The sequence below is a fragment of the Phaeovulum sp. genome (assembly GCF_041596715.1).
Taxonomy (GTDB): Bacteria; Pseudomonadota; Alphaproteobacteria; order Rhodobacterales; family Rhodobacteraceae; genus UBA6213.
The window spans coordinates 1-13,238 of record NZ_JBFHIA010000066.1; the positions used below are offsets into that span (position 1 = coordinate 1).

16 protein-coding genes are annotated in these 13,238 nt (G+C 63.7%); 6 read left to right on the top strand and 10 right to left on the bottom strand.

Annotated features, from left to right (window positions below; genetic code table 11):
- From ABY403_RS06410 to purC, 5 genes are all read right to left on the bottom strand, one after another.
- Nucleotides 1-1,239 (bottom strand): histidine kinase dimerization/phospho-acceptor domain-containing protein (locus ABY403_RS06410; RefSeq protein ID WP_372839935.1); only part of this gene is annotated, 1,239 nt, incomplete at its 3' end.
- Nucleotides 1,240-1,352: 113 nt separating this feature from the next.
- Nucleotides 1,353-2,021, bottom strand: coding sequence for a phosphoribosylformylglycinamidine synthase subunit PurQ (gene purQ / locus ABY403_RS06415; protein WP_372839921.1), 669 nt, complete (start codon nucleotides 2,019-2,021; stop codon nucleotides 1,353-1,355).
- Nucleotides 2,022-2,096: 75 nt separating this feature from the next.
- Nucleotides 2,097-3,140 carry a zinc-dependent alcohol dehydrogenase family protein gene (locus ABY403_RS06420; protein ID WP_372839922.1) on the bottom strand — a complete coding sequence of 348 codons (1,044 nt, stop codon included), beginning with the start codon at nucleotides 3,138-3,140 and terminating at the stop codon, nucleotides 2,097-2,099.
- On the bottom strand, nucleotides 3,140-3,379 hold the full coding sequence (purS, locus tag ABY403_RS06425) for a phosphoribosylformylglycinamidine synthase subunit PurS (RefSeq protein WP_372839923.1): 240 nt from the start codon (nucleotides 3,377-3,379) through the stop codon (nucleotides 3,140-3,142). The genes ABY403_RS06420 and purS overlap by 1 nt, the downstream gene beginning before the upstream one ends.
- Before the next feature lie 11 nt (nucleotides 3,380-3,390).
- The gene (gene purC, locus ABY403_RS06430) at nucleotides 3,391-4,155 is read right to left on the bottom strand and encodes a phosphoribosylaminoimidazolesuccinocarboxamide synthase (RefSeq protein WP_372839924.1); all 765 of its coding nucleotides are present in this window, start codon (nucleotides 4,153-4,155) and stop codon (nucleotides 3,391-3,393) included.
- Between the two features lie 188 nt (nucleotides 4,156-4,343).
- On the opposite strand from purC, the gene ABY403_RS06435 reads away from it, so the two are divergent.
- From ABY403_RS06435 to ABY403_RS06455, 5 genes are all read left to right on the top strand, one after another.
- Nucleotides 4,344-4,658 (top strand): DUF1476 domain-containing protein, encoded by a 315-nt coding sequence (locus ABY403_RS06435; RefSeq protein WP_372839925.1) that lies wholly within the window; start codon nucleotides 4,344-4,346, stop codon nucleotides 4,656-4,658.
- A gap of 146 nt (nucleotides 4,659-4,804) precedes the next feature.
- Nucleotides 4,805-5,818: a betaine--homocysteine S-methyltransferase gene (gene bmt, locus ABY403_RS06440; RefSeq protein ID WP_372839926.1), complete on the top strand. Its 1,014-nt coding sequence runs from the start codon at nucleotides 4,805-4,807 to the stop codon at nucleotides 5,816-5,818.
- Between the two features lie 139 nt (nucleotides 5,819-5,957).
- Entirely contained in the window at nucleotides 5,958-6,653 is a 696-nt protein-coding gene (locus ABY403_RS06445) for a corrinoid protein (protein WP_372839927.1), read from the top strand.
- 67 nt (nucleotides 6,654-6,720) lie between these two features.
- Nucleotides 6,721-6,879, top strand: coding sequence for a hypothetical protein (locus tag ABY403_RS06450; protein WP_372839928.1), 159 nt, complete (start codon nucleotides 6,721-6,723; stop codon nucleotides 6,877-6,879).
- Nucleotides 6,876-7,508: a DUF1638 domain-containing protein gene (locus tag ABY403_RS06455; RefSeq protein ID WP_372839929.1), complete on the top strand. Its 633-nt coding sequence runs from the start codon at nucleotides 6,876-6,878 to the stop codon at nucleotides 7,506-7,508. The genes ABY403_RS06450 and ABY403_RS06455 overlap by 4 nt, the downstream gene beginning before the upstream one ends.
- A 36-nt stretch (nucleotides 7,509-7,544) precedes the next feature.
- Here ABY403_RS06455 and ABY403_RS06460 read toward each other — a convergent pair whose 3' ends face one another.
- From ABY403_RS06460 to ABY403_RS06470, 3 genes are all read right to left on the bottom strand, one after another.
- The gene (locus ABY403_RS06460; protein ID WP_372839930.1) at nucleotides 7,545-8,153 is read right to left on the bottom strand and encodes an HNH endonuclease; all 609 of its coding nucleotides are present in this window, start codon (nucleotides 8,151-8,153) and stop codon (nucleotides 7,545-7,547) included.
- 140 nt (nucleotides 8,154-8,293) lie between these two features.
- A complete protein-coding gene (locus ABY403_RS06465; protein WP_372839931.1) occupies nucleotides 8,294-8,953 on the bottom strand; it encodes an alpha/beta hydrolase in 660 nt (219 codons plus the stop codon).
- Entirely contained in the window at nucleotides 8,950-9,579 is a 630-nt protein-coding gene (locus ABY403_RS06470) for a DNA-3-methyladenine glycosylase (protein WP_372839932.1), read from the bottom strand. Before ABY403_RS06470 ends, ABY403_RS06465 begins: the two co-directional genes overlap by 4 nt.
- Nucleotides 9,580-9,654: 75 nt before the next feature.
- On the opposite strand from ABY403_RS06470, the gene ABY403_RS06475 reads away from it, so the two are divergent.
- Entirely contained in the window at nucleotides 9,655-10,881 is a 1,227-nt protein-coding gene (locus ABY403_RS06475) for an MFS transporter (RefSeq protein WP_372839933.1), read from the top strand.
- Between the two features lie 27 nt (nucleotides 10,882-10,908).
- Here ABY403_RS06475 and pgi read toward each other — a convergent pair whose 3' ends face one another.
- Together pgi and pgl are read right to left on the bottom strand one after the other, a co-directional pair.
- Nucleotides 10,909-12,519: a glucose-6-phosphate isomerase gene (gene pgi, locus ABY403_RS06480; protein WP_372839934.1), complete on the bottom strand. Its 1,611-nt coding sequence runs from the start codon at nucleotides 12,517-12,519 to the stop codon at nucleotides 10,909-10,911.
- Nucleotides 12,520-13,191, bottom strand: a complete 672-nt coding sequence (pgl, locus tag ABY403_RS06485) for a 6-phosphogluconolactonase (RefSeq protein ID WP_372839936.1) — start codon at nucleotides 13,189-13,191, stop codon at nucleotides 12,520-12,522.
- Nucleotides 13,192-13,238: the final 47 nt, after the last annotated feature.

Sequence of the window (13,238 nt, forward strand, 5' to 3'; positions counted from 1 at the left end):
TTCCCCGCCCTTCCTTGCGTAAGACTTGAGCTGCCGCGTGATCGCGCCCATGCGTTCGATCAGATCGTCGATACGCTGAAATGAGGAAAGCGCCTCTTCGGTGCGACTGCGTTGCAGCAGCAGGCGCGCCCCGGCAAGATATGTTTTCATCGCAGCCAGTGGCTGGTTCAACTCGTGGCTCACGGCCGCGCTCATTTCACCCAAAGCAGCAAGTTTGGACGATTGCGCCAAGGTCTGCTCTGCGACAGCCAGATCTTTTTGCACCCGCTCACGCTCAGCGATTTCGCGCAGAAGCCGCGCGTTCAGCACCCTAAGCTCGGCAGACTCGCGCCGATACCGCGCCGATTGCACCCGCGCGCGGCGTGACAGAAGGTAAAATACCCCCGCCATCAACACCGCGAAACCCATGATCTCTAGCGCCAGAACCGCGTTTACGCGCTGGCGCACTGAATCGTAGCTGGTGAACGAAACCATCCGCCAGCCACGAAACGGCAAGCGCGCATCGGCGCGCATCACGGCGGCACCCGAAAGGTAGGCGTCCGGCGGTGCCCCGGCCCAGTCGCTGGTAACCTGTAGCGCGCGCTGCAACGCGTTTGCCTCTTCGCTTACGGCAAGCGCCTCTGCAAGCGTCTGCCCGCGCCAACGCGGCTGGGTTGACAGGATGATCTTGCCTTCGCTGTTGATCACCGCCACCGCGTCAAGAATCCCGGCCCAGCTGCTTTCAAACTTCGCAAGATCGGTTTCGACTACGATCACCCCGACCACTTTGCCCTCGGCCAGAAGCACCCGCGAATACAGAAACTCGGTCGCGCCGCCGTCGCGCGCGTTGGTGCTGAACACCGTCTCTCGCGAACGTAGCGTATCTACAAAGAAACCCGCAGTGGCGTAGGAGGTGCCAATCAGGTTGCGGTTCGTCGAGGCAACCGTGCGACCGCTTGCATCCAGCAAGCGGATAGAGGCCGCCGCAATCTCGCGCGCCGATGAAATCAACCGCGCCGATGTCAGCGAGAACTCGCCTTTCGCCAACGCATCCAGCAATGCCGGGTCGCGCGCCAAAAGCAGCGGCACCACCGAGGTGCGCTGCAACTCTGACATCAGGTTGCCCGAATATAGCGCAAGCCGCAAATCGGCGCGCACCCGCGTGGTTTCGGTAAAGCGTTCCGATAGCCACACGTTGGTTGCCCAGATCACCGCACCGGCGGTCAGCAGAATCGCCGCCACCACCAGCCGCAACAGCATCGCACGTGAGGTCACCGCCTCGGCCTCGACCGGGTTCACGAGATCGGGAATGGGCGGGCGCTGCGGCATGTGACTAACTTAGGTGAGCTTGCCTCGCGCCTCAAGCCAAAGGCTCAGGCCCGCGCCAGCACCTCGGCCAACGCGCGGAACAATGCCGATCCGTCTGTCCCGCCCTGTGCAGGCTCCATCGCCCGCTCGGGGTGCGGCATCAGACCCAGAACGCGGCGGTTAGCACTCAGCACGCCCGCGATATCGTCAACCGAGCCGTTCGGGTTGTCCGCATAGCGAAACGCCACCCGGTCCTCTGCCTGCAACTGCGCCAGCCCTTCGGCGTCGATCGTATAGTTGCCATCGTGGTGCGCGACCGGAAAGACGACTTCGGCGTCTTTGGCATAGCCCGAGGTGTAAACGCTGTCCGTGCTCGCCACACGCAGGGTCACCGGCTTGCAGATGAACTTCAGCCCCGCGTTACGCATCAGCGCACCCGGCAAAAGCCGCATTTCGGTCAGAACTTGAAAGCCGTTGCAGATGCCAAGCACATAGCCGCCGCGCCCCGCATGCGCAGCAATCGCGCGCGCCACCGGGCTTTGCGCCGCGATGGCACCGCAGCGCAGGTAATCGCCATAGGAAAACCCGCCCGGCACACCAACGATGTCGGTGCCTGCGGGCAGCTCTGGCTCTTTGTGCCATACCCGCACCACCTCTGCCCCCGCCATGGCAAAGCCGCGTTCCAGATCACGGTCGCAGTTCGACCCCGGAAAGGTGATGACGGCAGCTTTCATCGGCGTTCCTCGCTTCGTTTGCGGCTGGTCCTTGCCGCTTGATACCCTATCGCCCGCGCCGCTGTCACCGGCAGATCAGGCGCTAAAATCGGTTATGACCGCCACGCCGGGTGGCGCGGGGTGGTCAAAGGCCGCAAGCTCGGCACTCGCATCCGACAGGCGCACCCGCCGCGCGATCATCGGTGCCAGATCCACATGACCTGCCGCGATCAGGTTCAAGAGGCTCGGGTAACGCCAAGCGGGCATACCGCGCGTGCCAAATAGCGCAAGCTGGCCGGAATAGACCGCATCCATCGGAATCCGCATCGTCACATGCTCGCCCGCGGGCATGCCGATCTGCACCATGCGGCCCAGCTTGCGCAGCGATCTGAGCGCGCCAACCGTGGTAGCCTCGATCCCCAGCGCCTCGATGGCAACATCCGCGCCACCCCCGGTCAGCGACCGAATCGCAGCGGGCGCATCTACTTCGGCGGCGTTGAACACCGCGTCGGCCCCAAGGCTTTTGGCATGTGCCAGCTTTTCGCCCACCACATCCACCATCGCCACCCGCGCGCCCAAAGCCCTGCCCAGAAGCATTGCCGCAAGCCCTACCCCGCCAGTGCCAAACACCGCCAGCCATTCGCCGGGCGCCAGTGCCGCGCGGTCTGTCAGCGCGTGCCAAGCGGTCGTGACACGGCAGCCGAGCGAGGCAGCAAGCGCGGGGTCCATCCCCTCGGGCAGAATCGAGAGGTTCGCATCCGCACGCGGCACCGCAATGCGTTCGGCAAAAGCCCCCGCTTGCGTGAAGCCGGGAATGATTTGCGTCGGGCAGGTGGTCTGATGCCCGGCCGCGCAGGCGGGGCATTGGCCACATGCAAGAATGAAGGGCGCAATCACCCGGTCGCCGCGCTTCCAGCGCGTGACGCCTGCCCCAACCTCTTCCACGACGCCGCAATATTCGTGCCCCGGCACATGCGGTAACTGCACATCGGGGTCAGACCCGCACCACGAATGCCAGTCAGAGCGGCATATGCCGCAGGCCAGTACTCGCAGCACAACGCCATCCGCAGGACAATCGGGATCGGGCAGGGTTTCGAGGCTGAGCGGCGCGCGATAGGCAGTCAGAACGGCGGCGCGCATCAGACAAACTCGATGTCGTATTTCTCGATCACGGTATTGGCCAAGAGCTTTTCGCACATCGCGCGCAGTTCCGCCTCGGCGGCGGCGCGATCGGTGGTGGTCAGATCAAGGTCGATCACCTTGCCCTGCCGCACCCGTTCGACCCCGCCAAACCCGAGTGTCGCCAGCGCGTGGCGCACCGCCTCGCCCTGCGGGTCGAGTACGGCATCCTTAAGCATCACATGCACGCGTGCCTTCATCGCCTGCCCCTTCAGTTGATCAGCGTCGGCTTGGTCATCACGGTAGCGTTGGTGGGCAAAACCCCCAAACGCCGCGCCACTTCGGTATAGGCGTCGGTCAGACTGCCAAGATCGCGGCGGAACACGTCTTTATCAAGTTTCTGGCCGGTCTTCACATCCCAAAGGCGGCAGCTGTCGGGGCTGATCTCGTCGGCCACGATCAGGCGCATGAAGTCGCCATCCCAGACGCGGCCAATCTCGATCTTGAAATCGACCAGTTTGATCCCGACCGCGTAGAACACGCCAGAGAGGAAATCGTTCACCCGCAGCGCCAGCGCCACGATGTCGTCAAGGTCTTGCTGATTGGCCCAGCCGAAGGCGACGATATATTCTTCGCTCACCATCGGATCGCCGAGCGCGTCGTTCTTGTAGCTGTATTCCACGATCGGGCGCGGCAGTGCTGTGCCTTCTTCCAGTCCCAGCCGCTTGGCAATCGAGCCAGCAGCGAAATTGCGCACGATCACTTCCAGCGGAATGATCTCGACCTGACGGATCAGTTGCTCGCGCATGTTCAGCGTGCGGATGAAATGCGTCGGCACGCCCACATTGCCCAGACCGGTCATGAAAAACTCGCTGAGTCGGTTGTTCAGCACGCCCTTGCCATCGAACACCGCCTTCTTCTGCGCGTTGAAGGCCGTGGCATCATCTTTGAAATACTGGATCAGCGTGCCCGGCTCGGGGCCTTCATAGAGGATCTTCGCTTTGCCTTCGTAAATCTTCTTGCGCCGCGGTGCCATCTGCTCTCCCATCGCTCGAAGCCCACAAGGGGGCGGCGGGGCGGCCTGCCCCAGCGCCGCTATAGGCCAAGGCAGAGAAGGCCGCAAGGCAAAGGGCCACGCCGATAGCGGCTCGGCGGGGCTTGCGGTTGCGCCCACGCGTGGGCATATGTGAACCAACAGCAACCTTCTGAGAACCGGGGGCCGCCATGACCACTTTCGACGACCGCGAGAACGCCTACGAAGCCAAGTTCGCACATGATGCGCAACTTCAGTTCAAGGCCGAGGCACGGCGCAACAAACTGCTCGGCCTCTGGGCTGCGGGCCTGATGGGCAAGGCCGAGGCCGAAGCTGCGGCCTATGCAAAAGAAGTTGTCGCCTCCGACTTTGAAGAAGCGGGCGACGAGGATGTTTATCGCAAGCTTGCCGCCGACCTTGGCGATCTTGCCGACGAACAGACAATCCGCGCCAAGATGTCCGAGCTGAAAGCTGTGGCGAAAAAGCAGATCGTAGACGAACTCTGATCTGCCGCTTCAAAATGGGCATACATGCGCCCGCCTCATGTTGAGCCTGAGCACTTGGAAATTGCCAAGCGGCGCTTGTCGTGGCATGGCTCTGCCCAAGGTCGCGCGGTGAACAGCCGCGCCACCGAAGTGAAGGAAGGTCCCTTATGAGTGACGCACTGACCCGGCTTCTGGCAAACCGTGATTGGCTGATGGCCGACGGTGCGACCGGCACCAACCTGTTCAACATGGGGCTTGCCTCGGGCGACGCGCCCGAGCTTTGGAACGCCGATCAACCTGACAAGATCCGCAATCTCTACCGCATGGCGGTGGAAGCGGGTTCTGACATATTCCTCACCAATACCTTTGGCGGCAACGCAAGCCGCCTCAAACTGCACAACGCCCAATCGCGCGTGCACGAGTTGAACCGCCTCGCCGCCACTCTAGGGCGCGAGGTCGCCGATGCCGCAGGCCGCCCGGTGGTCGTGGCCGGCTCCATTGGCCCCACCGGCGATATCTTCGCACCGATGGGCACGCTGACACACGAACTTGCGGTCGAGATGTTCCACGAACAGGCCGAAGGGCTGAAGGCGGGTGGTGCCGATGTGCTCTGGGTCGAGACGATCTCGGCTATCGAGGAATACAAGGCCGCTGCCGAAGCGGCGCTTCTGGCCGGAATGCCGTGGTGCGGCACGATGAGCTTTGATACCGCCGGGCGCACGATGATGGGCGTCACCTCGGCGCAACTGGCGGCGCTGGTGGAAAAACTGCCCAACCCGCCGATCGCCTTTGGTGCCAACTGCGGCGTCGGCGCCTCGGACCTGATGCGCACGATCCTTGGTTTTGTCGCCGCAGGCACCGAGCGGCCGATCATCTCAAAGGGCAACGCTGGCATACCGAAATATCACGAGGGCCATATCCACTATGATGGCACGCCCGAACTGATGGCCGAATACGCGGTGCTTGCGCGCGATGCGGGCGCGCGCATCATCGGCGGCTGCTGCGGCACCATGCCGATGCACCTTAAGGCAATGCGCGAGGCGCTTGAAAACCGCCCGCGCGGGCCGCGCCCGACCGTCGAAGATATCGCCGCGCGACTTGGTGGCTTTTCCTCCGCCTCCGACGGCACCGGCGATGACGAGGGCCCAGCGCGTGAACGCCGCGGGCGGCGGCGCAGCTGAAAGACGGCCCCGGCACGGATATCGGGGCCAAGGCAAGCAGAGGCACGCGTCGGTCCCCGCACCGCCGATGTCGCAAATTGCCAAGTGACGCAGTAACTTTGACGCAATACCGATGTGAACGACCGCGAGGAGTGCCAGCATGGCCGACGATGACATCATCCTTTCCGAGCTCAGCGACGATGAACTCGTGCTGCAAATGCACGACGACCTATACGACGGGCTCAAGGAAGAGATCGAAGAGGGCGTGAACATTCTGCTCGAGCGCGGCTGGACCCCTTATGACGTGTTGACGCGCGCATTGGTAGCGGGGATGACCATTGTCGGCGCAGACTTCCGCGACGGCATCCTGTTCGTGCCCGAAGTGCTGCTGGCCGCCAACGCCATGAAGGGCGGCATGGCGATTCTGAAGCCGCTTCTGATCGCAACCGGCGCACCGCGCATGGGCAAGATGGTGATCGGCACCGTCAAGGGCGACATCCACGACATCGGCAAGAACCTTGTGGCGATGATGATGGAGGGCGCGGGCTTTGAAGTGGTTGATCTGGGCATCAACAACGCGGTCGAAAAATACCTCGACGCGCTCGAGCGCGAAGGTGCCGACATTCTCGGGATGTCGGCGCTGCTGACCACCACCATGCCCTACATGAAGGTCGTGATCGACACGCTGAAGGAACGCGGCATGCGCGAAAACTACATCGTGCTGGTCGGCGGCGCGCCGCTGAACGAAGAGTTTGGCCGTGCCATCGGTGCCGATGCCTATTGCCGCGATGCCGCCGTTGCCGTGGAAACCGCGAAATCTTTCATCTTGCGCAAACACAACGCCTTGAGCGCCTGATAACGTTGCTGTTTCCCCTTGGAACCGGTGCGAACACGCGCCATATTGAAGGGAACGGAGGTCTGCCATGCCCCTGCCCCATTTTCTGATCCTGCTCGCACTGGTCATCGCCGCCGCGGCCGCAACGCTTTGGTTTGCCACCTCGGCAGGCGTGCCGGTGGCGGTTCTTGCGCTCGTGGCCTTGGTCGGTGCGGCGCTTGTGCGGCTGCTGGCGCCGGTTGAATGACGCTTAGCGATGCGGAGTTGAGCGAGGCGGGCCTACCGCCTGCGCATCATGGGCGCGTGCTCCTGATCGCCTGCGGCGCGCTTGCGCGCGAAATCCTTGCGCTGAAGGCGGCCAATGGCTGGGATCACCTCGATCTGACCTGCCTGCCCGCCAACCTGCACCTGCGCCCCGAGCGTATCACCGAGGCCGTATCCGCCGCTGTGGCCGAACATCGCGCCGCCTATGACAGCGTTTTTGTGGTCTATGCCGATTGTGGCACCGGCGGCCAGCTTGCTGCGCGCTGCGCCGAACTTGGCGTCGAAATGGTGGCGGGGCCGCATTGCTATGCTTTTTACGAAGGCAACGAAGTCTTTGCGGCCAAAGCCGAAGACGAGTTTCGCGCCTTCTACCTGACCGATTTTCTGGTGCGCCAGTTCGATGCCTTCGTCTGGCGCCCGATGGGGCTCGACCGATACCCCAGCCTGCGCGACACCTATTTCGGCAATTACGACCGGCTGATCTATCAGGCGCAAACCGACGACCCCGCACTTGATGCCGCCGCCCGCAACGCCGCCCAACGCCTCGGGTTGGCCTACGAGCGCCGCTTCACAGGCTACGGCGAGCTTGCCACCACTCTGGCGCGGCTCTGATACTGCTTCAGGCCAAATATCCCCGCCGGAGGCGCCTTACGCCTCGAGTTCCGCATCCCAGTAGAGGAAATCGAGCCAGCTGTCGTGCAAATGGCCCGGTGGAAAGCGCCGCCCCATGGCGTTCATGTGCTCGGCATCGGGGGCGCGCGGGGCTGCAAAAAGGCTCATCCCGGCTTGCTTGAGCGACTTGTTGGCCTTGCGCAGATTGCAGGGCGCGCAGGCGGCGACAACGTTTTCCCATGTCGTCACGCCACCGCGCGAGCGCGGCACGACATGGTCGAAGGTCAGATCACTTTGCGCACCGCAGTACTGGCAGCGAAACTCGTCGCGCAGAAAAAGATTGAAGCGCGTGAATGCCACGCGCTTCTGGGGTTTCACATAGTCTTTCAGCACGACCACCGATGGGATGCGCAGCGCCATGCGCTGACTTCGCACCTCGGCGTCATACTCCGCCAATATCGTCACCCGGTCGGCAAACACCGCCTTGATCGCCTCTTGCCACGGCCAAAGCGAAAGCGGGTAGTAGCTCAAGGGGCGGAAATCGGCGTTCAGCACCAACGCCGGGTAATGTTTCAGCGCGGCAGGTTCGCGCACGAAAGTCGTGCGAAACGCTTGGCTTGTCTGGTGCTCTGCGAGGTCTTTCATGATCCTTGCCTGACCTGACGTTCGGGCGGCGCGCGCCGCCCTTGCGCCTACTATATCTTGCGGCTTGGCGGGGGCAAGCGGCAAGCATTCGCAGCACTAACCTTACACCCATTCGTGACAGTAGAGTTACGCCAGACTGCTTAGCCCAGCCGTTCGCGCAAAAAAGCCAGCGCCACGCTCAAACCGTCTGGGGCGATACCGTGGCCGGTGCCGCGCATGACGTGGGCATAGGTATCAAACCCCGCAGCCACCAACGCGTCGCCCGCCCGCCCCATTTCGGCAAAGTCCACCATCGGGTCGGCATCCCCGTGCAGCAATATGACAGGCGGCTTGACCTGCGCTTCGCCCGCCAGACGCTCTGGCCGCAGCAATCTTCCCGAAAAGGCCACAACCCCGGCCAGCGCCTCGGCACGCCGTGGAGCCACTTGCAGCGCCATCATTGAGCCCTGCGAAAACCCGAACAGCGCCAATTTGGAAGGCGGCAGGCGCGTCTCTGCCAGCAGCGCATCAAGAAACGCCTGCAAGTCTTTGCTTGCCAAATCAAATCCGGCATTCGAATCCGCCTCTGACGAACCGTCCAGCCGCGGTATCGGAAACCATTGCCGCCCAAACGGGTTGCCCGCGCAAGGCTCTGGCGCATCGGGGGCGACAAACAGCGTATCTGGCAGATGCGGTGCCAGCGGGTCTGCCAAACCCAAAAGGTCTGCGCCATCGGCCCCGTAGCCGTGCAGAAACACCACCGCAGATTTGACCACGCCCGATTTTGGCGCGCGCCGCCCGGCCACTAGCTTGCGTGTCATCCTACCCCCTCGCGGCGTTTCATCTGCGCGTAATAGGCCCAGAGCAGTCGCGCCGCAACCGCGCGCCAAGGTGCCCAAGGCTCGGCCATCGCCGCGAAGGGCTTGGGGCGCGGCCTTTCGGGCAGGTCGAACAGCATTCGCGCCGCCTCTGCCAGCGCCAGATCGTCGGGCGCAAAGACATCCGCGCGCCCAAGTGCAAACATCAGATACATCTCGGCGGTCCATCGCCCGATGCCGGGCAGTTCGACCAAAGTTGCGATCACCGCCTCGTTGGGCATTTCGCGCAGCGCGGCATAATCAAGCCGCGCGCGCGCAAGTGCTGAAAGGTAGCGGATCTTTTGCCGCGATAGCCCGCAGGCCCGCAATGCGTCATCGCCAGCCTCCGCCACCGCGTCTTGCAGCGCGTACCCGGCAGAATCGAGCCGCGCCCGAATAGCGCGCGCCGAGGCGACAGAAACCTGCTGGCCAATGATCGAATCACGCAAGGCCAGAAAGCCATCGTCCACCCTTCGCAGCGGCAGCGGGCCGAGCGCGGGCAAAACCCGCGCAAAAACCACCTCGCGCGCCGCCAGTTCGGCGGCGGCATCGGCCATCTGGGTTTCGCTGGTCAGGATCACGCCGGGCATTGGCGCAGTGTGCCGTAACGTGCGGCGTGCCGCCAGCCCCTTTCCCTTTGCTGCGCGCCGCGTTAGGGCTTGGCGATGGACAGTTCCGCCTCCCTGATTACCGCCGCGCAGGCCCGCCGAAACGTGGTGGTTCTGGTGCTGGCGCAAGCGCTGCTTGGTTCGCAAATGTCGATGATCTTTATCGTCGGCGGCCTTGCCGGACAGCAGCTTTCACCGAACCCATGCTGGGCAACGCTGCCGCTGTCGCTGATCATCCTGGGCTCGTTGCTGACCGCGCAGCCTCTCAGCGCTTTCATGCAGCGTTATGGCCGACGTGCCGGCTTCTTTCTTGCCACGATTGCCGGGGCGACCGGTGCGGGGCTGGCCGCGCGCGCGCTTTACATACATTCCTTCCCGCTATTCATGCTCGGCTCATTTCTATCAGGCATCTATATGTCGGCGCAGGGTTTTTATCGCTTTGCCGCAACTGATGGCGTGTCGCCCGAGTTTGCGCCGAAGGCCATTTCCTATGTGATGGGGGGCGGGCTTGCCGCGGCGCTGATCGGCCCGCAACTGACCAAGCTTACAGCCGAGGCCCATGTGGTGCCCTTCATGGTCACCTATCTTGCGATCGTGTTGCTGAACCTTTTGGGGCCGCTCTTGTTCGTCTTTCTGCATTCGCCGCAGGCGCACCGGGTGGCCAAGGGCACGATTGCGCGCGGTCGCAGCCGGATGGAGCTTTTACGCGACCCTGTGATCGCGGTGGCGATGGTCTGCGGCATGGTTGGCTACGCGCTGATGAATCTGGTGATGACCTCGACACCTTTGGCGGTGATGGGGTGCGGCTACGAGCAGGGCGATGCCGCCAATATCGTTTCGGCGCATGTGCTGGCAATGTATCTGCCCGCCTTCTTTACCGGTCACCTGATCGCGCGATTCGGCCGCGAGATGATCGTCGGGGCTGGCCTGTTGATTCTCGCAGCATCCGGCGCGGTGGCGCTTAGCGGGGTCGAGTTGGAGCAGTTTTATATCGCGCTGGTGCTTTTGGGTGTGGGTTGGAACTTTTCCTTCATCGGTGCCACCGCAATGCTGACATCGGCCTATCGCCCTGAAGAGCGTGGCCGGGTGCAGGGCATGAACGACTTTATCGTGTTTGGCGGGGTGTTCGTGGCCTCGCTCTCATCGGGCAGCCTGATGAACTGCACCGCTTCGGGTAATGCCGAGGCGGGCTGGCAGGCAGTCAATCTGGCGATGTTGCCGTTTCTGGTGCTGGCCGGGGCCGCGCTGATCTGGCTGCTGCTGCGCCCGCGCGAGACGCGCTGACCGCGCGTCCGGGCGCGGGCTGCGGGCCTAGTGTTCGCGCAGCCTGCGAAACAGCGTGGCAAGTGCAAGGGTCGAGCCGTCGTGCTCGGTGCCCGCATCGCCGCCTTCCAGCAGGGGGGCGAGGTTCAGCGCAAGCTCTTTGCCCAGTTCCACCCCCCATTGGTCGAAGCTGTTGATCCCAAGGATCACCCCTTCGACAAAAACCCGGTGCTCGTAAAGCGCAAGGATGCCGCCCAGCACGAAGGGTGTGAGGCGCGGGTAAAGCAGCGTGGTCGAGGGGCGGTTACCCGGAAAGACGCGGTGGCGCGCCTGCCGCTCCAACTCTGCCCCCGTCAGCCCGCGCGCCGCCATCAGCGCGCGCGCGGCCTCAAGATTGCGGCCACGCAGCAGCGCCTCGGACTGCGCAAGGCAATTGGCGGCCAGCGCGCGATGCTGGTGGTCAAGCTCAGGCTCGTGGCCTTCGGCTGCCAGCATGAACTCGCAAGGCACGATCCGGGTGCCTTGATGGATCAGCTGGTAAAAGGCGTGCTGGCCGTTGGTGCCGGGCTCGCCCCAGACGACGGGGCCGGAATTGCGCGTCAAATCGCTGCCATCCATGGCCACGCGCTTGCCGTTGCTTTCCATCTCCAACTGCTGAAGATAGGCGGGCAAACGGCTTAGGCGCTGATCGTAGGGCAGCACGGCGCGCGTGGCATGGCCCTGAATCTGATTGTGCCAGATGCCGACTAGCGCCAGCATCACCGGCAGATTGCGCGCGAAAGGTGCGGTGCGGAAATGGGCATCCATTTCGGCGGCCCCGGCCAACATCGCCTCGAAATGCGTGGGGCCAATTGCCAGCATCAGCGGCAACCCAACCGGCCCCCATAGCGAATAGCGCCCCCCTACCCAGTCTTCAAAGCCAAACACCCGCTCGGGCGCGATGCCAAAGGCGGCGGTGCGTTCTGGCGCACTTGAAACGGCGGCAAACTGCGCAACGGGGTCCGCCACGCGCCGCGCCATCCAGGCGCGCGCGCTGGCGGCATTGGCCATGGTTTCAGCGGTAGTAAAGGTTTTCGACGCCACGATGATCAGCGTCGTTTCAGGGTTCAGCGGTGCCAGCACGTCATGCACATGCGCACCATCGACATTCGAGACGAAATGGCAGCGCGGCCCGGTGTGATAGGGTGCCAGCGCCAAGGTCGCCATCGCGGGCCCAAGGTCAGAGCCGCCGATGCCGATGTTGACCACATCGCTAATCGCCCCGCCCTGCCCCTGAAAGCGGCCCTCACGCAGATCGCGGGCAAAGGCCGCCATCCGCGCGCGAGTGGCGCGCACGCCTTCCAGCACGTCTCGGCCATCGACTATCAGCTGATCTTGCGTGGCGCGAAGGGCTGTATGCAGAACCGCGCGGTCTTCGGTTTCGTTGATCGGTTGGCCGGCAAACATCGCCTCGCGCCGCGCCGCCACGCCTGAGTCTTCGGCAAGTTGCAGCAGCAATGCGCGCGCTTCGCTATCGATCGCGGTCTTTGAATAATCGAACAGAAAATTGCAGGCTTCGATCGAAAAATCGGCGGCGCGTTTCGGATCGTCAAACAGCGTCAGGATCGGGCGGCTTGCGGTGGCGGTGGCATGGCGCGAAAGCGCGTTCCAGATGGTCATTCACTCGGCCCAATGGATAGTGGCATGGTTCAGCACTACTCGGATCGGCGCCTCGCGCGGGGAAAGCGTCTCGGCGCGCAGAACTGCGGCGCGCTTGGCCGCGCCAGTGATAAGAACATGCGTTTTCAACGCGTCGGCCAGCACCGGCCCGCTTAGGCTGATGCGCGGCTCGGGCACGTCGGGGGCGCGCAGCGCAACCAGCGTTGGCGCATCGGGGGCAAGTGCTGCGGCCAATCCCTCGGCCCCGGGGAAAAGGCTGGCGGTGTGCATATCTTCACCCATTCCCAGCAAAAGCACGCTGATCGGCAGGTGTGGCGCGATCGCCTTGCCCAAGCTCGCCAGTGCAGGCTCTGGCTCTGGCACATCGGCGTAGAGCGGCAGCAGACGCGCCGCCGCAGCGCGCCCTTGCAACAGACGCGCACGCAACTGCGCGGTGTTGGAGCGGGGCGAGCTTTCCGGCACCCAGCGTTCATCGCCCAGAAACACCGTGACATTGGCCCAATCGAGGTCTGCCCCCGATAGCAGATCGAACACCGGCCCCGGCGTGCTGCCCCCCGGCACGCAAAGCGAGGCGTGCCCCGCGCTGCGCAGCGCCTGCGCCAGTTCGGATGCGATCCGGTCGGCCAGCGCCAACGCCATCAGGTCGCGGTCGGGGTATTCGATCAACATCATTCGCGGATCTCGCGCCAGCGGCGGCCATCGCGGTGCATCAGCATCAA